A 14567-nucleotide genomic window follows, 5' to 3' on the forward strand; every position below is an offset into this window, starting at 1 on the left:
CATTAGATTACTACCATCATATTTTATAGATGTCGCAAACAATCTATTAAATCCTGTCGCCAGCCCCCTGGAGTCATCCCATGCATTACAAAGTCTTCGGTCGTAAAACCGGCTTGCGTGTTTCCGAACTGGCGCTGGGTGCCGGTAATTTCGGGACCGGTTGGGGCCATGGCGCCGAGCGTGACGAAGCAAAACGCATTTTTGAGGGTTATCGGGAGGCCGGCGGCAACTTCATCGATACCGCCAACGGCTATCAGGGCGGGCAGTCCGAGGCCATGCTCAGCGAATTCATCGCCGCAGAACGGGATAGCCTGGTCATCGCCACCAAATACACCCTCGGGACTACACCCGCCGCCGGCATTTCCCACACTGGCAACAGTCGCAAGAACATGGTGCGCGCCGTCGAAGAAAGCCTTAAACGCCTGAAGACCGATCATATCGACCTGTTCTGGGCCCACATGAGCGATGGCGTCACGCCCATGGAGGAGATCCTGCGCGGCTTCGACGACCTGGTCAGTGCCGGCAAGATTCATTACGCCGGGCTGTCGAACTTCCCTGCGTGGCGCATCGCCCGCGCCGACCTGCTGGCGCAGATACGTGGCTTTGCACCGATTGCTGCGATCCAGGTCGAGTACAGCCTCGCCGAACGCACCGCTGAGCGCGAACAACTGCCGATGGCCGAAGCCCTGGGCCTGGCCGCGACGTTGTGGTCGCCGCTGGGTGGTGGCTTCCTGACCGGGAAATACCGCAACACTGAAGGGGACAACCGCGCGAACAAGCTCGGCGTACTGATTCACGCCGAAAAAAGCGCCCGCGAAACTGCCCTGCTCGACGCCTTGATCAGCGTTGCCGCAGAACTGGACGCCAGCCCGACTCACGTGGCCATTGCCTGGCTGCGGGAACAGGCCAAACGCTCGACCACCGCGCTGATTCCGATCCTCGGTTCCCGGACTCGTGAACAGCTGGACGCCACGTTGGGCGCGTTGAATGTGCAGTTGGGTACTGAGCAACTGGCACGACTCGATGGCGTCAGTGATGTGGCCAAAGGCGTGCCGCATGAATCCATCAGCGGTTCATCCGCGCGCTTCAGCGGTGGTCAGATCCTCGACCTGCCAATCATTCCGGTGGCCTGACACCCATCAAAACTGTGGGGGAGCCTGCTCGCGATGAGGACCTGTCAGCCAACAGAGATGTTGAATGCAAGACCGTCATCGCGAGCAGGCTCAATATTCGCAGCATTCATCATGGGCCTGGCTCAGTTTGGTACCGCACTTCTCTACATAAGTCGGCGTAATACGACTGAACACATGCACAAAACCTGGATTTCCATTCCCTTTTCCGTCAGAAAAAACGCTAGGCATTATTTATGCATCCATATATCAATAGTCATCCATTACGGACCTTAGTAGCTAAACCCACCCCATATAATTAAAATAAAAATAAAAATAAAATAAGCAGCCACCATCAGGCAAACAACATCCGCCCCCCCTGACTAGTCTCCTAACTCTACTTTTATATAGTCTGGCGTGGCTTAGGGAGACTCTGAACAAACCCTCTATTTTGCACAATACCTGTCTGGAGCCCACGTATTTCCAGAACTTATTTTTTTGATGCTGGGCTTCTTCAGAACATTCCTACAGATCATTCATAAAAGTTGGCTCCCCACCCACACCTTTGGACCATCGCAATATTTTGTTACTTTCTTATCATTTGATTTGCAATCTAAATAGTCAATCATAAATCCAACTGCAACAGCCGCACGACGCCTAAAATTCAAAGTTAAAAATTCAACCGCATCTTGTAGTCAAGGACACTTCACAAGCTGCATGAGATATAAAGCTCCGCTGCTTCCCCGCACCAGCACCACAAGTAAAAACGCTTATCCCATTACCAAGTAGATGGTATACAGCGCAACAAAATAAAGCGCCTACCAAGTGAAAACGGCATTATCTTCGCCTACCCGAAATAAATGATCACCATCGCCCCTCACCACTTTCCAGAGGGGCTCTTTATTTATGGGTCATTTCCCACCTGCATGATTACAAGGAAAACCCATGTCGACTCTGATCTATTACGTAGCTGCCACCCTGGATGGTTATATTGCCACTCAACAACACAAACTCGATTGGCTGGAGAACTTTGCGCTGGGGGATGACGCAACACCCTATGATGATTTTTATCAGACGGTCGGAGCGGTGGTCATGGGGTCACAGACCTATGACTGGATCATGTCGAACGCTCCTGATGACTGGCCCTATCAGGATGTGCCCGCCTTTGTCATGAGCAACCGGAATCGGTCAGTCCCCGCCAACCTGGATATCACCTTCGTACGCGGTGATGCCGAAGCCATCGCGGCCAGGGCCAGGCAAGCGGCGAAGGGCAAGAATGTCTGGCTGGTCGGTGGCGGCAAAACGGCAGCCTGTTTTGCTGACGCCGGGGAATTGCAGCAGCTGTTCATCACCACCATTCCGATCTTTCTCGGCACCGGCGTTCCCGTACTGCCCGTTGACCTTGCGCTTGAAGTCGTTCTCAGAAAACAGCGCACGCTGCAGAGCGGTGCCATGGAATGCGTCCTGGACGTGAAAGCGGATTAACGCCCGCAAGACGATCGTGTATCGAAACTCGCAGCGTCGGACCCCAAGGAAGAAACCAGTGAAGCGTTTGGTATTGAGTATATGTTTGCTGGCCGTTGTCGCTCTGGCGAGTGTTCATGGAACAGGGATGGTGAAACCCGCCGCCCTGACAGTCGCCGATGCTCGCGATATCGGCTATCTGAATGTACGCAATAACCTGAGCGTCATCGCCGCTGCACCCCACCCCACCGCGTCACCACGCCAGCCGCACGAATCTATTTCCGGTTCGTTTGCGCGGTTCAGTGGTGGCCAGATCCTTGACCTGCCATTCGTTCCAGTGGCCTGACACCCACCCCTTCAAGTCTAAACATACAAGCGAGCCTGCTCGCGAATGGGGAGTGTCAGTCTACCGCTGCACCAACTGACACACCGCTTTCGCGAGCAGGCTCGCTCCCACAGGGGGTCGGCGTTTACCGATCGACCTTATGTTTTGCCGCATACAGACACAGCATTTCCATCGCCAGCGTCGCCGCCGCCAGTGACGTGATCTCCGCGCTGTCATAGACCGGCGCCACTTCCACCACGTCCATGCCCACCAGATTGATCCCGCGCAGACCGCCGAGAATCTCCAGCGCCTGCACCGTGCTCAAGCCGCCGCACACGGGGGTTCCGGTGCCCGGAGCGAACGCCGGATCGAGGCAGTCGATGTCAAAAGTCAGGTACACCGGGTTGTCGCCGACCCGCGCCCGAATCGCCTCGACAATCGCCTCGCAGCCACGGCGATGCACCTGCCGCGCGTCGAGCACTTGAAAGCCTTGATGATCATCGTTGGTGGTGCGCAAGCCGATTTGTACCGAGCGTGACGGATCGACCAGCCCTTCCCTGGCCGCGTGCCAGAACATGGTGCCGTGGTCGATGCGCTTGCCTTCTTCGTCCGGCCAGGTGTCGCTGTGGGCGTCGAAGTGGATCAGCGACAACGCCCCGTGCTTGCGGGCATGGGCCTTGAGCAGCGGATAGGTGATGAAATGGTCGCCACCAAAAGTCAGCATCGCCGTGTCGGCATTGAGGATTCGCTCGGCGTGGGCCTCAATCATTTCAGGTGTCGACTGCGGTGAGCCGTAATCGAAATCGCAATCGCCGTAGTCGATCACCGCCAGGTGATCGAACGGGTCGAAGGTCCATGGCCAGTGCCGTTCCCAGGCAATGCCGGTCGAGGCCGCACGAATGCCACGTGGTCCGAAGCGTGCGCCGGGGCGGTTGCTGGTGGCCGTATCGAACGGCACACCACTGACCGCCACATCGACCCCGCGCAAGTCGCGGCTGTAGCGCCGACGCATGAAACTGGTGATGCCGCCGTAGGTACTTTCGGCGGCCGTGCCGTAAAGGCTGTCACGGGTGATGGCTTGATCGTTTTGCACAGGGGCGTCCATTGAAGGCTCCTTCAGTTCCAGTTATTGGCGGCTACGGAAAGTGGTCCACAAGCGGGTGCGCTGGCGCATGTCCTTGAGGCTCATGCTGCGGTCGGCGTACAGCCGCTCACGCACATCGGCGGGTGGGTAAATGTCCGGATCGGTGCGCACGGCCTCATCCACCAGCGGCGTGGCGGCCTGGTTGGCGGTGGCAAAAAACAGCGTGTTGGTCAGCGCCGCGACGGACTCGGGGCGCAACATGAATTCGATGAACTGGCGGGCAGCCTCGGGGTGTGGCGCGTCCTTGGGGATCGCCAGGTTGTCCTGCCACACGATGGTGCCTTCCCTGGGAATCCGGTAGGCGATTTCATAGGGCTTGTTGGCCTTGCGTGCCTGGTCGGCGGCCATGCTGGCGTCACCGTTGTAGGTCAGCGCAAGGCAGATGCTGCCATTGGCCAGATCGTTGATCTGTCGCCCACTGGCAACGTAAAGCACCGAGGGTTGCAACTGATGCAATAGCGTTTGGGCCGCGTCGAGATCACTCTTGTCGGTGCTGTACGGATCCTTGCCCAGATAATGCAGGGCCAGGCCGATCACTTCCTGTGGTGAATCAATGACCGCGATGCCACAGTCCTTCAGCTTGCTGGCGTATTCCGGCTTGAACAGCAGGTCCAGGCTGTTGAGCGGTGCATTCGGCAGGCGTTTCTTCACCTCCTCGACATTCATCCCCAGTCCCAGGTATAGGGCACGCCATAGCGATTACCGGGATCGACCGCGGCCATCTTTTCCAACAGGTCGGGATCAAGATTGGCGTAGCCCTTCAGGCCTTCATGGGGGATGGCCTTGAGCGCACCTGCCGCCAGGCCGCGCGCCAGCACACTGGACGACGGGACGACCACGTCGTACCCGCTGCCACCGGTGAGCAGCTTGGTTTCCAGTACCTCCGGCGCGTCGAAGGTGTCGTAGCGCACATGGATGCCCGTCTCCTGCTCGAACCGTTGCAGGGTTTCGGGGGCGACGTAATCGGCCCAACTGTACAGATTGACCACCTTGTCCTCGGCCTGGGCCGAAGCGGCAACGACGAGCAACAGCGCGGGCAAACACAGCTTGAACATGGGAGCCATGACGAACACCTGACCAGAAGAAGTGGTTGCAGGATGCATCGTCGGATACATTGGTGAAATATCAAGTTAATTAACCTGACTTTATGACGGAGTAATGTTTGATGCTCGGCCAACTGCATGATCTGGATCTGCAATTATTGCGGTTGTTCGTCAGCGTGGTGGAGTGCGGCGGCTTCAGCGCAGCCCAGGGCGAGTTGGGGTTGAGCCAGTCGAGCATCAGCCAGCAAATGGCCAAACTGGAAACCCGCCTTGGCTATCGCTTGTGCAGTCGCGGCAAGGGCGGATTCAAGATCACTCCCAAGGGCGAGCAATTGCTCAGCGCCACCCGTGGACTGTTCGAGTCCATCGAAGCCTTCCGTCATCAATCCAACGGCGTGGCCGGACGCTTGATCGGCGAAGTGCGTCTGGGCCTGTCCGAAGCCCTGGATCAATCGGTGCTGCAACGGGTGGCCGAAGCAATCCGGCGCTTCCGTGAGCGGGACGAGTCAGTGCGTATCGAGCTGATCAGCGCCATGCCCGGCGAGATGGAACGCCTGCTGCTGCAACAGCGGCTGGACCTGGCCATCGGCTACTTCTCGCAAGTACAAAGTGCGTTTGACTACCGCCAGTTATTCATTGAAACCCAGCATCTGTATTGCGCCCCCGGCCATCCGCTGTTCACTAACCCGGCCCCCGAAGATCAGGATCTGCAGGCCTGCGACCGGGTCGATCACCCCTACCGGTTCCTGCGCAGTGACGAACCCTTCCAGGGCAAGTTGTGTTCGGCGCGCTCCGAACAAGTCGAAGGCACCCTCGCCTTCATCCTTTCCGGCAAGCATGTCGGTTATTTGCCCAGCCACTTTGCCCGTGGCTGGGAAGACAAAGGTTTGCTCAGGGCCGTGCGTCGCGGCGACATGAGTTTCGATGTCGCGTTTCATCTGGCCCGGCACCGGGCTCAGGTGGCCGGCGATGCGCAGAAGGCGTTCGAAGAGGATCTGCTCGCGGCGTTTGCCTGAATACGCGTTGGTCTACGCTGAAACAGTGCCGGTCATCACCATGCAAAAATGCACAGATAACCTGCACTTATCCGGGTTGTACAAGGCAAATTTGCACTGATACGATCCGTCATCGCTCGCGCGCGAGCATCTCGATAAAGACAATAAAAGCAGGGAGTTAGTGATGACTGCTCAGGTTTCATCGAAGGGGGCGCAGTTCCTGGATGCCATGCAAAACGAAGTGCTGGCCGAAGTGCGCAACCACATTGGTCATCTGACCCTCAACCGCCCCACCGGCCTCAATGCCCTCACCCTGGACATGGTGCGCAACCTGCACCGCCAGCTCGACGCCTGGGCCCAGGATTCGCAAGTGCATGCCGTGGTCTTGCGCGGTGCCGGGGAAAAAGCCTTCTGCGCCGGCGGCGACATACGCTCGCTGTATGACAGTTTCAAAAACGGCGACACCCTGCACGAAGATTTCTTCGTCGAGGAATACGCCCTCGACCTCGCGATCCACCACTACCGCAAACCGGTGCTGGCCCTGATGGACGGTTTTGTCCTCGGCGGGGGCATGGGCCTGGTGCAAGGCGCGGACCTGCGCGTGGTCACCGAGAAAAGCCGTCTGGCGATGCCGGAAGTCGGCATCGGCTACTTCCCCGACGTCGGCGGCAGCTACTTCCTGCCGCGCATTCCCGGCGAACTGGGGATTTACCTCGGCGTCAGTGGCGTACAAATCCGCGCTGCCGATGCGCTGTATTGCGGGCTGGCGGACTGGTACCTGGAGAGCGACAAACTGCGCGCCCTGGACGAGAAACTTGACCAGCTCGAATGGCACGACACGCCGCTCAAGGACCTGCAAGGCCTGTTGGCGAAGTTCGCGGTGCAGCAACTGCCTGACGCGCCACTGGCGACGTTGCGCCCGGCCATCGACCACTTCTTCGCCCAACCCGATGTGCCGAGTATTGTGGAGCAACTGCGCCAGGTCACGGTCGCCGACAGCCATGAGTGGGCCGTCACCACCGCCAACCTGCTGGAAACCCGCTCACCGCTGGCCATGGCCGTGACCCTGGAAATGCTCCGTCGCGGACGCGAGCTGCCCCTTGAGCAATGTTTCGCCCTTGAGCTGCATCTGGACCGCCAGTGGTTCGAGCGCGGCGACCTGATCGAAGGCGTGCGCGCCTTGCTGATCGACAAAGACAAGACACCCCGCTGGAACCCGCCCACCCTAGAGGCGCTGGACGCCGAACACGTGGCGAGCTTCTTCAGCGGGTTTGACCAGAGCGAGAGCTGAACCATGCACGATATCGAATTGAGCGAAGAGCAAGTCATGATCCGCGACATGGCCCGGGATTTTGCCCGTGGCGAAATCGCGCCCCATGCCCAGGCCTGGGAAAAGGCCGGCTGGATCGATGACGGTCTGGTGGCCAAGATGGGCGAACTGGGCTTGCTGGGCATGGTGGTCCCCGAGGAATGGGGCGGCACCTATGTCGACTACGTCGCCTACGCCCTGGCCGTGGAAGAAATCTCCGCCGGCGACGGTGCTACCGGCGCCTTCATGAGCATCCACAACTCCGTCGGCTGCGGACCTGTGATGAACTACGGCAGCGAAGAGCAGAAACAGACCTGGCTGGCGGACCTGGCCAGTGGCAAGGTCATCGGCTGCTTCTGCCTGACCGAACCCCAGGCCGGTTCCGAGGCACACAACCTGCGCACCCGCGCCGAACTGCGCGACGGCCAGTGGGTGATCAACGGCGCCAAGCAATTCGTCAGCAACGGCAAGCGCGCCAAGCTGGCGATTGTGTTTGCCGTGACCGATCCGGATTTGGGCAAGCGTGGCATCTCGGCGTTCCTGGTACCGACCGATACCACCGGTTTTATCGTCGACCGCACCGAACACAAGATGGGCATCCGCGCTTCCGACACCTGCGCGGTCACTCTGAACGACTGCACCATCCCCGAGGCCAATCTGCTGGGCGAACGCGGCAAGGGCCTGGCCATCGCCTTGTCCAACCTCGAAGGCGGCCGCATCGGCATCGCAGCTCAAGCACTCGGCATCGCTCGCGCGGCGTTCGAAGCGGCGCTGGCCTACTCCCGTGATCGGGTGCAGTTTGGCAAGACGATCAATGAACACCAGAGCATCGCCAATTTGCTGGCCGACATGCACATGCAACTCAACGCGGCGCGACTGATGATCCTGCACGCCGCGCGCCTGCGCACGGCCGGCAAACCCTGCCTGTCGGAGGCCTCACAAGCCAAGCTGTTTGCGTCGGAAATGGCGGAAAAGGTCTGCTCGTCTGCCATTCAGATTCATGGCGGTTACGGGTACCTGGAAGATTATCCGGTGGAAAAATACTACCGGGATGCGCGGATCACGCAGATCTACGAAGGGTCGAGCGAGATTCAGCGGATGGTGATCGCCCGGGAACTGAAGAACTACCTGGTGTGAAGCCTTGTAGGAGCGAGCTCGCTCGCGATGGAGGTCAACGATGACGCGGGGTACCTGAATCGCCCCGGTGCCCTCAGGTTTTTCGCGAGCAGGCTCGCTCCTACAAGGGATCTCATAAACACTGAGGTCCAATGTGGGAGCGACGGTGCGGCGGTCCGACCTGCTCGCGATGAGGCTCGCAAGAACGCTACATCACTTGCCTTGGAACTCGGCTTCGCGCTTGGCAATAAACGCCGCCATCCCTTCCTTCTGATCCTGCGTCGCAAATGCCGCATGGAACACTCGACGCTCAAAGCGCACGCCTTCGGCCAGGCTCACTTCAAAGGCACGGTTGACGCTTTCCTTGACCATCATCGCAATCGGCAACGACTTCTTGGCGATCAATGCCGCGACTTTCAGCGCTTCATCCAGCAGCTCATCGCTCGGCACGATACGCGCCACGATGCCGCAACGCTCCGCTTCCACGGCATCGATCAAACGGCCGCTCAGGCACATTTCCATGGCCTTGGCCTTGCCCACGGCGCGGGTCAGGCGCTGGGTGCCGCCCATGCCCGGCAGCACGCCGAGGTTGATTTCCGGTTGACCGAACCTGGCGTTGTCGCCGGCCAGGATGAAGTCGCACATCAGTGCCAGTTCACAGCCGCCACCCAGGGCGAAACCGTTGACCGCCGCGATGATCGGCTTGCGGCGGTTGGCCACGCGATCGCTGTCGCTGAACAGGTCGTCGATGTAGATCTGCGGATAGGTCAGCTCGGCCATTTCCTTGATGTCGGCGCCGGCGGCAAAGGCTTTTTTCGAACCGGTCAGGACGATGCAGCCGATGTTCGAGTCAGCCTCGAAGCCATCGAGGGCCTGGTTCAGTTCGCTGACGATCTGCGCATTCAACGCGTTCAGCGCTTGTGGACGGTTGAGGGTGATCAGGCCTACGCGGCCATGGGTTTCCAGCAAAATCGTTTCGTAGCTCATAAACAACTCCTGTTTTGCATAGGGCTAGATCCCCGTAGGAGCTGCCGCAGGCTGCGATCTTTTGATCTTGAAAGTCAACGTCAAAAGATCGCAGCCTGCGGCAGCTCCTACCGGTGTTCCAATTTAGAGGTTGCGCGAAATGACCATGCGCTGAATATCGCTGGTGCCTTCGTAGATCTGGCAGACCCGCACGTCGCGGTAGATCCGTTCCAGCGGGAAGTCGTTGAGGTAGCCATAACCGCCAAGGGTTTGCAGCGCCGAGGAGCATACCTTCTCGGCCATTTCCGAGGCGAACAGTTTGGCCATAGACGCTTCGACCAGGGCCGGCTGGCCGCTGTCACGCAGGGCGGCGGCGTAGTGCACCATTTGCCGCGCTACGGCGATCTGGGTCGCCATGTCCGCCAGGCGGAAGGCCACGGCCTGGTGCTCGATGATCGGCTTGCCGAAACTTTCGCGTTCACGGGCGTAGTCACGAGCCGCTTCGAACGCGGCGCGGGCCATGCCCACCGATTGCGAAGCGATGCCGACGCGACCGCCTTCAAGGTTGGCCAGGGCAATCCTGTAGCCTTCGCCCTCCTCGCCCAAACGGTTGGCCACCGGCACCTTCACGTCTTCGAAGAGGATCTGGCAGGTGTCGGACGCATGCTGGCCGAGCTTGTCTTCGACCCGCGCAACGGTGTAGCCCGGCGAGTCGGTCCGCACGATAAAGGCGCTGATGCCGCGTTTGCCAGCGCTCGGATCGGTCACCGCAAATACGATCACCACCCCGGCATTCTGCCCGGACGTGATGAACTGCTTGCAGCCGTTGAGCACGTACTGATCGCCTTCCAGGCGCGCACGGGTTTTCAGGCCGCTGGCGTCGGAACCGGCCTGGGGTTCGGTCAGGGCGAAAGCGCCGAGCATCGCACCGCTGGCCAGCGGTTTGAGGAAGCGCTCCTTCTGATCATCGTTGCCGTACTTGAGGATCGGCACACAACCCACGGAGTTGTGCACGCTCATGATCGTCGAGCAGGCACCATCACCGGCGGCGATTTCTTCCAGGGCCATGGCGTAGGCCAGGTAACCGGTGTCGCATCCGCCCCACTGCTCCGGCACCAGCATGCCGAAGAAGCCCAGCCCGGCCATCTCGCCGATGGCTTCCTTGGGAAAGCGGTGCTCGCGATCCCATTCGGCGGCGAACGGTTTCAGCCGTTCCTGGGCAAAGTCCCGGGCCATGTCGCGGATTTGTGTTTGGTCGTCATTGGGGATCATGGTGAATCCTTAAAGTTTAATTGCCCCCTGTAGGAGCGAGCTTGCTCCGGGCGGCGATCCGACGAAGAACGTCAGGACACCGCGTTCATCCAGGCGCCCCGCGTCATCGTTAACGTCCATCGCGAGCAAGCTCGCTCCTACAGGGACTGCGAAAGCCTCAGTAGAGGCATTCCACGGCCATGGCCGTCGCTTCACCGCCGCCGATACAAATCGCCGCGACACCACGCTTCAAGCCTTTCTGGCGCAGGGCCGAAAGCAGGGTCACCAGAATCCGCGCACCGGACGCGCCGATCGGGTGACCGAGGGCGCAAGCACCGCCGTGCACGTTGAGTTTCTCGTGAGGGATTTCCAGATGAGTCATCGCGGCCATGCCGACCACGGCGAAGGCTTCGTTGACTTCCACCAGATCGACCTCATTGAGCGACCAGCCGGTTTTCTTCATCAACTTCTTGATCGCGCCGATTGGCGCCACCGGGAACAGGCCCGGGGTGTCAGCGAACGCGGCGTGGCCATGGATCACCGCCAGGGGTTTCAGGCCTAGCTTCTGTGCCTGGGACTGGCGCATCAGCACCAGCGCGGCGGCACCGTCGGAGATCGAACTGGAGTTGGCCGCGGTCACCGTGCCGCCTTCGCGGAACGCCGGCTTCAACGAAGCGATCTTGTCCAGCCTGGCTTTTGGTGGCTGCTCGTCATTGCTGATCACCACCTGCTCTTTGCCGACCGTCACGGTCAGCGGGACGATTTCGGCCTTGAAGCTGCCGTCCTTGATCGCCTGCTGCGCGCGAGTGGTCGAGGCAATGGCGAACGCGTCCTGGGCTTCACGGCTGAAGCTGTTGGTGTCGGCGCATTCTTCGGCGAAGGTGCCCATCAGGCGGCCCTTGTCGTAGGCGTCTTCGAGGCCGTCGAGGAACATCGAGTCCTGCACCCGGCCATGGCCCATGCGGTAACCGGCACGGGCGCGGTCCAGCAGGTAGGGCGCGTTGGACATGCTTTCCATGCCACCGGCGACCACCACGTCGGCACTGCCTGCCAGCAGCATATCGTGGGCCAGAATCGCCGCTTCCATGCCCGAGCCACACATCTTGTTCAGGGTGGTGCAGCGGGTCGATCTATCCAGCCCCGCGCCCAGCGCCGCCTGACGTGCAGGCGCCTGGCCAAGGCCTGCCGGCAGTACGCAGCCGAACAACACTTCATCGACGCTATCACTGGCAACGCCGGCTCGTTCGACGGCGGCCTTGATGGCGGCCGCACCGAGTTGCGGCGCGGTCAGGCTTTTCAGTTCGCCCTGGAAACCGCCCATCGGAGTGCGGACGGCGCTGACGATAACAATTGGATCGTTGGACAGAGTCATGACAAATCCTCCTTACTTGGCGGCCATGCGCAAGGCACCGTCGAGACGGATCACCTCGCCATTGAGCATGCTGTTTTCAATGATATGCCTGACCAGCCCGGCGTACTCGGCCGGTTTGCCAAGGCGTGGCGGGAACGGCACGCCGGCGGCCAGGGAATCGCGGACTTCCTGGGTCATGCCAGCCATCATCGGCGTTTCGAAGATGCCGGGGGCGATCGTCATCACACGGATGCCGAAACGCGCCAGTTCCCGGGCCGCCGGCAAGGTCAGGCTGACAATCGCGCCCTTGGACGCCGCGTAGGCCGCCTGGCCAATCTGGCCGTCGTAAGCTGCAGCCGACGCGGTGTTGATGATCACGCCGCGCTCGCCGTCGGCATCCGCTTCGGTTTCGGCAATCGCCGCCGCTGCCAAACGCAGCATGTTGAAACTGCCAATCAGGTTGACGTTGATCACTTGGCTGAAACCGGCCAGCGCGTGTGGACCGTTCTTGCCGAGAATCTTCTCGCCACGCACGATGCCGGCGCAGTTGACCAGACCATTGAGGCCGCCAAAGGCCTTGACCGTCGCCTGCACGGCCGCTTCGGCCGCCGCTTCGTTGCTGATGTCTGCCACCACGCTGTGCGCGCCAAGGCGCTGGGCCTGAGCTGCAACGGCTTCGGCGTTCATGTCCACCAGCATCACTTTCGCGCCAGCGGCAACCAGCACCTCGGCGGTGGCGGCACCGAGGCCGGAAGCGCCACCGGTGACGATAAAAATCTTGTTCTCGATCTGCATCATTGTTTCCCTGGATTCAAGCTGGAACGTTCTTCGCCGCGGCCTCTTGAGCCTTGGCGACTTCCTGGTTGCGCAAGATAAAGCGCTGCAATTTGCCGCTTGGGGTTTTCGGCAATTCGCTGACAAATTCGATTTCGCGGGGGTACGAGTGCGCCGCCAGACGTTTGCGCACGTGCTGGCGCAGCTCTTCGGCGAGCGCAGGTTCAGCGCGGTATTGCGGGTTGAGCACGACGAAGGCCTTGACCAGTTCGGTGCGCTCCGGATCGGGTTTGCCGACCACGGCGGCCTCGACTACGGCCGGGTGTTCGATCAGCGCACTTTCCACGTCGAACGGACCGACCCGGTAGCCGGAGGTGGTGATCACGTCATCGCTGCGACCGACGAAGCTGATGCTGCCGTCCGGGTTCCATTCGACGGTGTCGCCACTGAGGTAATAGTTGCCGACAAAGGCCTTGGTCGGCCCGCCTTCGTAGCCGGCGAACCAGCACATCGGCGATTGGCTGCGGTCGATGGCCAGGATGCCCGGCAGGCCAATGCCCAGTTCCTTGTAGTTGTCATCCAGTACCACAATGCGGTGGCCCGGTGAGGCAAATCCGGCGGCGCCCATGTGAATCGGGTGCTCAAGGCCGTGGTGATTGCACAGCACCATGCCCAGTTCGGTCTGGCCGTAATGGTCGTGGATGACCACGCCGAGGTTGTCGGCGAACCAGCGGATCACTTCCGGATTCAGCGGCTCGCCGGCACTGCTGACGATACGCAACTTGCCCTTGATCGATCTGGCGAATTCTTCGCCGCCGGCAATCAGCAAACGGTAGGCCGTCGGCGAACCGGTGAGGTTGGTGATCCCGTACTTGTTGATCACCCGGCAGGTGCTTTCGAGGGTGAACGGGCCATCGTAAAAGGTGATCGGATGCCCCATGGACATGGGTCCCGTGACACCGAAATAAATGCCGTAGGCCCAACCCGGATCGGCGACGTTCCAGAACGCGTCTTCCGGGCGCAGATCCACCGCATCGCGGGTGTAGCTCTGGAACGCAACGATGGCCTTGAGCGGCACCGACAGTGCTTTCGACGGGCCGGTGGTGCCCGAGGTGAACATCAGCAGGAATGGATCTTCCCCGGTCAGCAGCACCGGCTCGCAGTCGGCGGAATAGTTGGCCAGTTCGGCCCAGAAACTGAAATCGCCGCGAACCAGGCCCTGCCCTTTGGGGCCGGTGACGGTCACCGTGGTTGGGCAATCGGCGACTTCGGCCAGTTTCGGCCGGTTCACCCCATCGGTGACCACCACTTTGGCACCAGAGCTGCTCAGGCGGTGTTCGATGGCTTTGGGACCGAACGCGGTAAACAGCGGTTGATACACCGCGCCGATGCGCCAGGCGGCGAACACGGTGATCAGAAGTTCGATATTGCGTGGCAACAGGCCGGCGACCTTGTCGCCTTTTTTCACACCCTGGGCCAGCAGAAAATTGGCGAAGCGCGCGGCCTTGTCCTGCAGTTCGGTGAAGGTGTAAGCCGCGCTGCTGCCGTCGCGGCCTTCCCAGAACAGCGCGATGCGACCCGGCAAGGCATGCCGGTCACAGCATTCGATACAGGCGTTGAGGGCCGTCAGGTCGCCTGCGAGTGCGGCATCGACCGTGTGCTGATAATTGAACTGAGAAGTAGCAGACAAGTAATCGCGCATTGCCAGAATCCCTCTGTG

Annotated in this window: 14 protein-coding genes; 6 read left to right on the forward strand and 8 right to left on the reverse strand. The window is 60.4% G+C overall.

Annotated elements, in window-relative coordinates; all coding sequences use genetic code 11:
* The first annotated feature begins 80 nt into the window (after positions 1-80).
* The 3 genes from ACM6IK_RS01235 to ACM6IK_RS01245 all read left to right on the forward strand — a co-directional run bounded on the left by ACM6IK_RS01235 (position 81) and on the right by ACM6IK_RS01245 (position 2919).
* Positions 81-1133, forward strand: coding sequence for an aldo/keto reductase (locus ACM6IK_RS01235; RefSeq protein WP_414872797.1), 1053 nt, complete (start codon positions 81-83; stop codon positions 1131-1133).
* Between the two features lie 921 nt (positions 1134-2054).
* Positions 2055-2594, forward strand: coding sequence for a dihydrofolate reductase family protein (locus ACM6IK_RS01240; RefSeq protein WP_414872798.1), 540 nt, complete (start codon positions 2055-2057; stop codon positions 2592-2594).
* A gap of 127 nt (positions 2595-2721) precedes the next feature.
* Positions 2722-2919: a hypothetical protein gene (locus ACM6IK_RS01245; protein WP_414872799.1), complete on the forward strand. Its 198-nt coding sequence runs from the start codon at positions 2722-2724 to the stop codon at positions 2917-2919.
* A gap of 124 nt (positions 2920-3043) precedes the next feature.
* On the opposite strand, the gene speB is transcribed toward ACM6IK_RS01245, so the two are convergent.
* From speB to ACM6IK_RS01260, 3 genes are all read right to left on the reverse strand, one after another.
* The gene (speB, locus tag ACM6IK_RS01250; protein ID WP_414872800.1) at positions 3044-4003 is read right to left on the reverse strand and encodes an agmatinase; all 960 of its coding nucleotides are present in this window, start codon (positions 4001-4003) and stop codon (positions 3044-3046) included.
* A gap of 21 nt (positions 4004-4024) precedes the next feature.
* The gene (locus ACM6IK_RS01255; protein ID WP_414872801.1) at positions 4025-4708 is read right to left on the reverse strand and encodes an extracellular solute-binding protein; all 684 of its coding nucleotides are present in this window, start codon (positions 4706-4708) and stop codon (positions 4025-4027) included.
* 102 nt (positions 4709-4810) lie between these two features.
* Positions 4811-5086 (reverse strand): DUF6280 family protein, encoded by a 276-nt coding sequence (locus ACM6IK_RS01260; protein ID WP_414872802.1) that lies wholly within the window; start codon positions 5084-5086, stop codon positions 4811-4813.
* Between the two features lie 121 nt (positions 5087-5207).
* On the opposite strand from ACM6IK_RS01260, the gene ACM6IK_RS01265 reads away from it, so the two are divergent.
* The 3 genes from ACM6IK_RS01265 (at position 5208) to ACM6IK_RS01275 (ending at position 8526) form a co-directional block, all read left to right on the forward strand.
* On the forward strand, positions 5208-6101 hold the full coding sequence (locus tag ACM6IK_RS01265) for a LysR family transcriptional regulator (protein WP_414872803.1): 894 nt from the start codon (positions 5208-5210) through the stop codon (positions 6099-6101).
* 163 nt (positions 6102-6264) lie between these two features.
* Positions 6265-7371, forward strand: a complete 1107-nt coding sequence (locus ACM6IK_RS01270) for an enoyl-CoA hydratase/isomerase family protein (RefSeq protein ID WP_414872804.1) — start codon at positions 6265-6267, stop codon at positions 7369-7371.
* A 3-nt stretch (positions 7372-7374) separates the two neighbouring features.
* Positions 7375-8526 (forward strand): acyl-CoA dehydrogenase family protein, encoded by a 1152-nt coding sequence (locus ACM6IK_RS01275; RefSeq protein ID WP_414872805.1) that lies wholly within the window; start codon positions 7375-7377, stop codon positions 8524-8526.
* A gap of 192 nt (positions 8527-8718) precedes the next feature.
* Here ACM6IK_RS01275 and ACM6IK_RS01280 read toward each other — a convergent pair whose 3' ends face one another.
* The 5 genes from ACM6IK_RS01280 to ACM6IK_RS01300 all read right to left on the reverse strand — a co-directional run bounded on the left by ACM6IK_RS01280 (position 8719) and on the right by ACM6IK_RS01300 (position 14549).
* Positions 8719-9492: an enoyl-CoA hydratase gene (locus ACM6IK_RS01280; RefSeq protein ID WP_057714717.1), complete on the reverse strand. Its 774-nt coding sequence runs from the start codon at positions 9490-9492 to the stop codon at positions 8719-8721.
* 123 nt (positions 9493-9615) lie between these two features.
* The gene (locus ACM6IK_RS01285) at positions 9616-10743 is read right to left on the reverse strand and encodes an acyl-CoA dehydrogenase (RefSeq protein ID WP_414872806.1); all 1128 of its coding nucleotides are present in this window, start codon (positions 10741-10743) and stop codon (positions 9616-9618) included.
* 157 nt (positions 10744-10900) lie between these two features.
* On the reverse strand, positions 10901-12094 hold the full coding sequence (locus tag ACM6IK_RS01290; RefSeq protein WP_414872807.1) for an acetyl-CoA C-acyltransferase: 1194 nt from the start codon (positions 12092-12094) through the stop codon (positions 10901-10903).
* 12 nt (positions 12095-12106) lie between these two features.
* Positions 12107-12868, reverse strand: coding sequence for an SDR family NAD(P)-dependent oxidoreductase (locus tag ACM6IK_RS01295; RefSeq protein WP_414872808.1), 762 nt, complete (start codon positions 12866-12868; stop codon positions 12107-12109).
* A gap of 16 nt (positions 12869-12884) precedes the next feature.
* A complete protein-coding gene (locus ACM6IK_RS01300) occupies positions 12885-14549 on the reverse strand; it encodes an AMP-binding protein (protein WP_414872809.1) in 1665 nt (554 codons plus the stop codon).
* Positions 14550-14567 lie beyond the last annotated feature (18 nt).

Origin of the sequence: Pseudomonas sp. IT-196MI5 (genome assembly GCF_949767415.1) — a bacterium.
Classification (GTDB): Bacteria; Pseudomonadota; Gammaproteobacteria; order Pseudomonadales; family Pseudomonadaceae; genus Aquipseudomonas.

Bases quoted from the DNA above. Each gene is read 5' to 3' on its own strand.
- ACM6IK_RS01235 (WP_414872797.1), top strand. From the start codon at position 81: ATGCATTACAAAGTCTTCGGTCGTAAAACCGGCTTGCGTGTTTCCGAA.
- ACM6IK_RS01240 (WP_414872798.1), top strand. From the start codon at position 2,055: ATGTCGACTCTGATCTATTACGTAGCTGCCACCCTGGATGGTTATATT.
- ACM6IK_RS01245 (WP_414872799.1), top strand. From the start codon at position 2,722: ATGGTGAAACCCGCCGCCCTGACAGTCGCCGATGCTCGCGATATCGGC.
- speB (WP_414872800.1), bottom strand. From the start codon at position 4,003: ATGGACGCCCCTGTGCAAAACGATCAAGCCATCACCCGTGACAGCCTT.
- ACM6IK_RS01255 (WP_414872801.1), bottom strand. From the start codon at position 4,708: ATGAATGTCGAGGAGGTGAAGAAACGCCTGCCGAATGCACCGCTCAAC.
- ACM6IK_RS01265 (WP_414872803.1), top strand. From the start codon at position 5,208: ATGCTCGGCCAACTGCATGATCTGGATCTGCAATTATTGCGGTTGTTC.
- ACM6IK_RS01270 (WP_414872804.1), top strand. From the start codon at position 6,265: ATGACTGCTCAGGTTTCATCGAAGGGGGCGCAGTTCCTGGATGCCATG.
- ACM6IK_RS01275 (WP_414872805.1), top strand. From the start codon at position 7,375: ATGCACGATATCGAATTGAGCGAAGAGCAAGTCATGATCCGCGACATG.
- ACM6IK_RS01280 (WP_057714717.1), bottom strand. From the start codon at position 9,492: ATGAGCTACGAAACGATTTTGCTGGAAACCCATGGCCGCGTAGGCCTG.
- ACM6IK_RS01285 (WP_414872806.1), bottom strand. From the start codon at position 10,743: ATGATCCCCAATGACGACCAAACACAAATCCGCGACATGGCCCGGGAC.
- ACM6IK_RS01290 (WP_414872807.1), bottom strand. From the start codon at position 12,094: ATGACTCTGTCCAACGATCCAATTGTTATCGTCAGCGCCGTCCGCACT.
- ACM6IK_RS01295 (WP_414872808.1), bottom strand. From the start codon at position 12,868: ATGCAGATCGAGAACAAGATTTTTATCGTCACCGGTGGCGCTTCCGGC.
- ACM6IK_RS01300 (WP_414872809.1), bottom strand. From the start codon at position 14,549: ATGCGCGATTACTTGTCTGCTACTTCTCAGTTCAATTATCAGCACACG.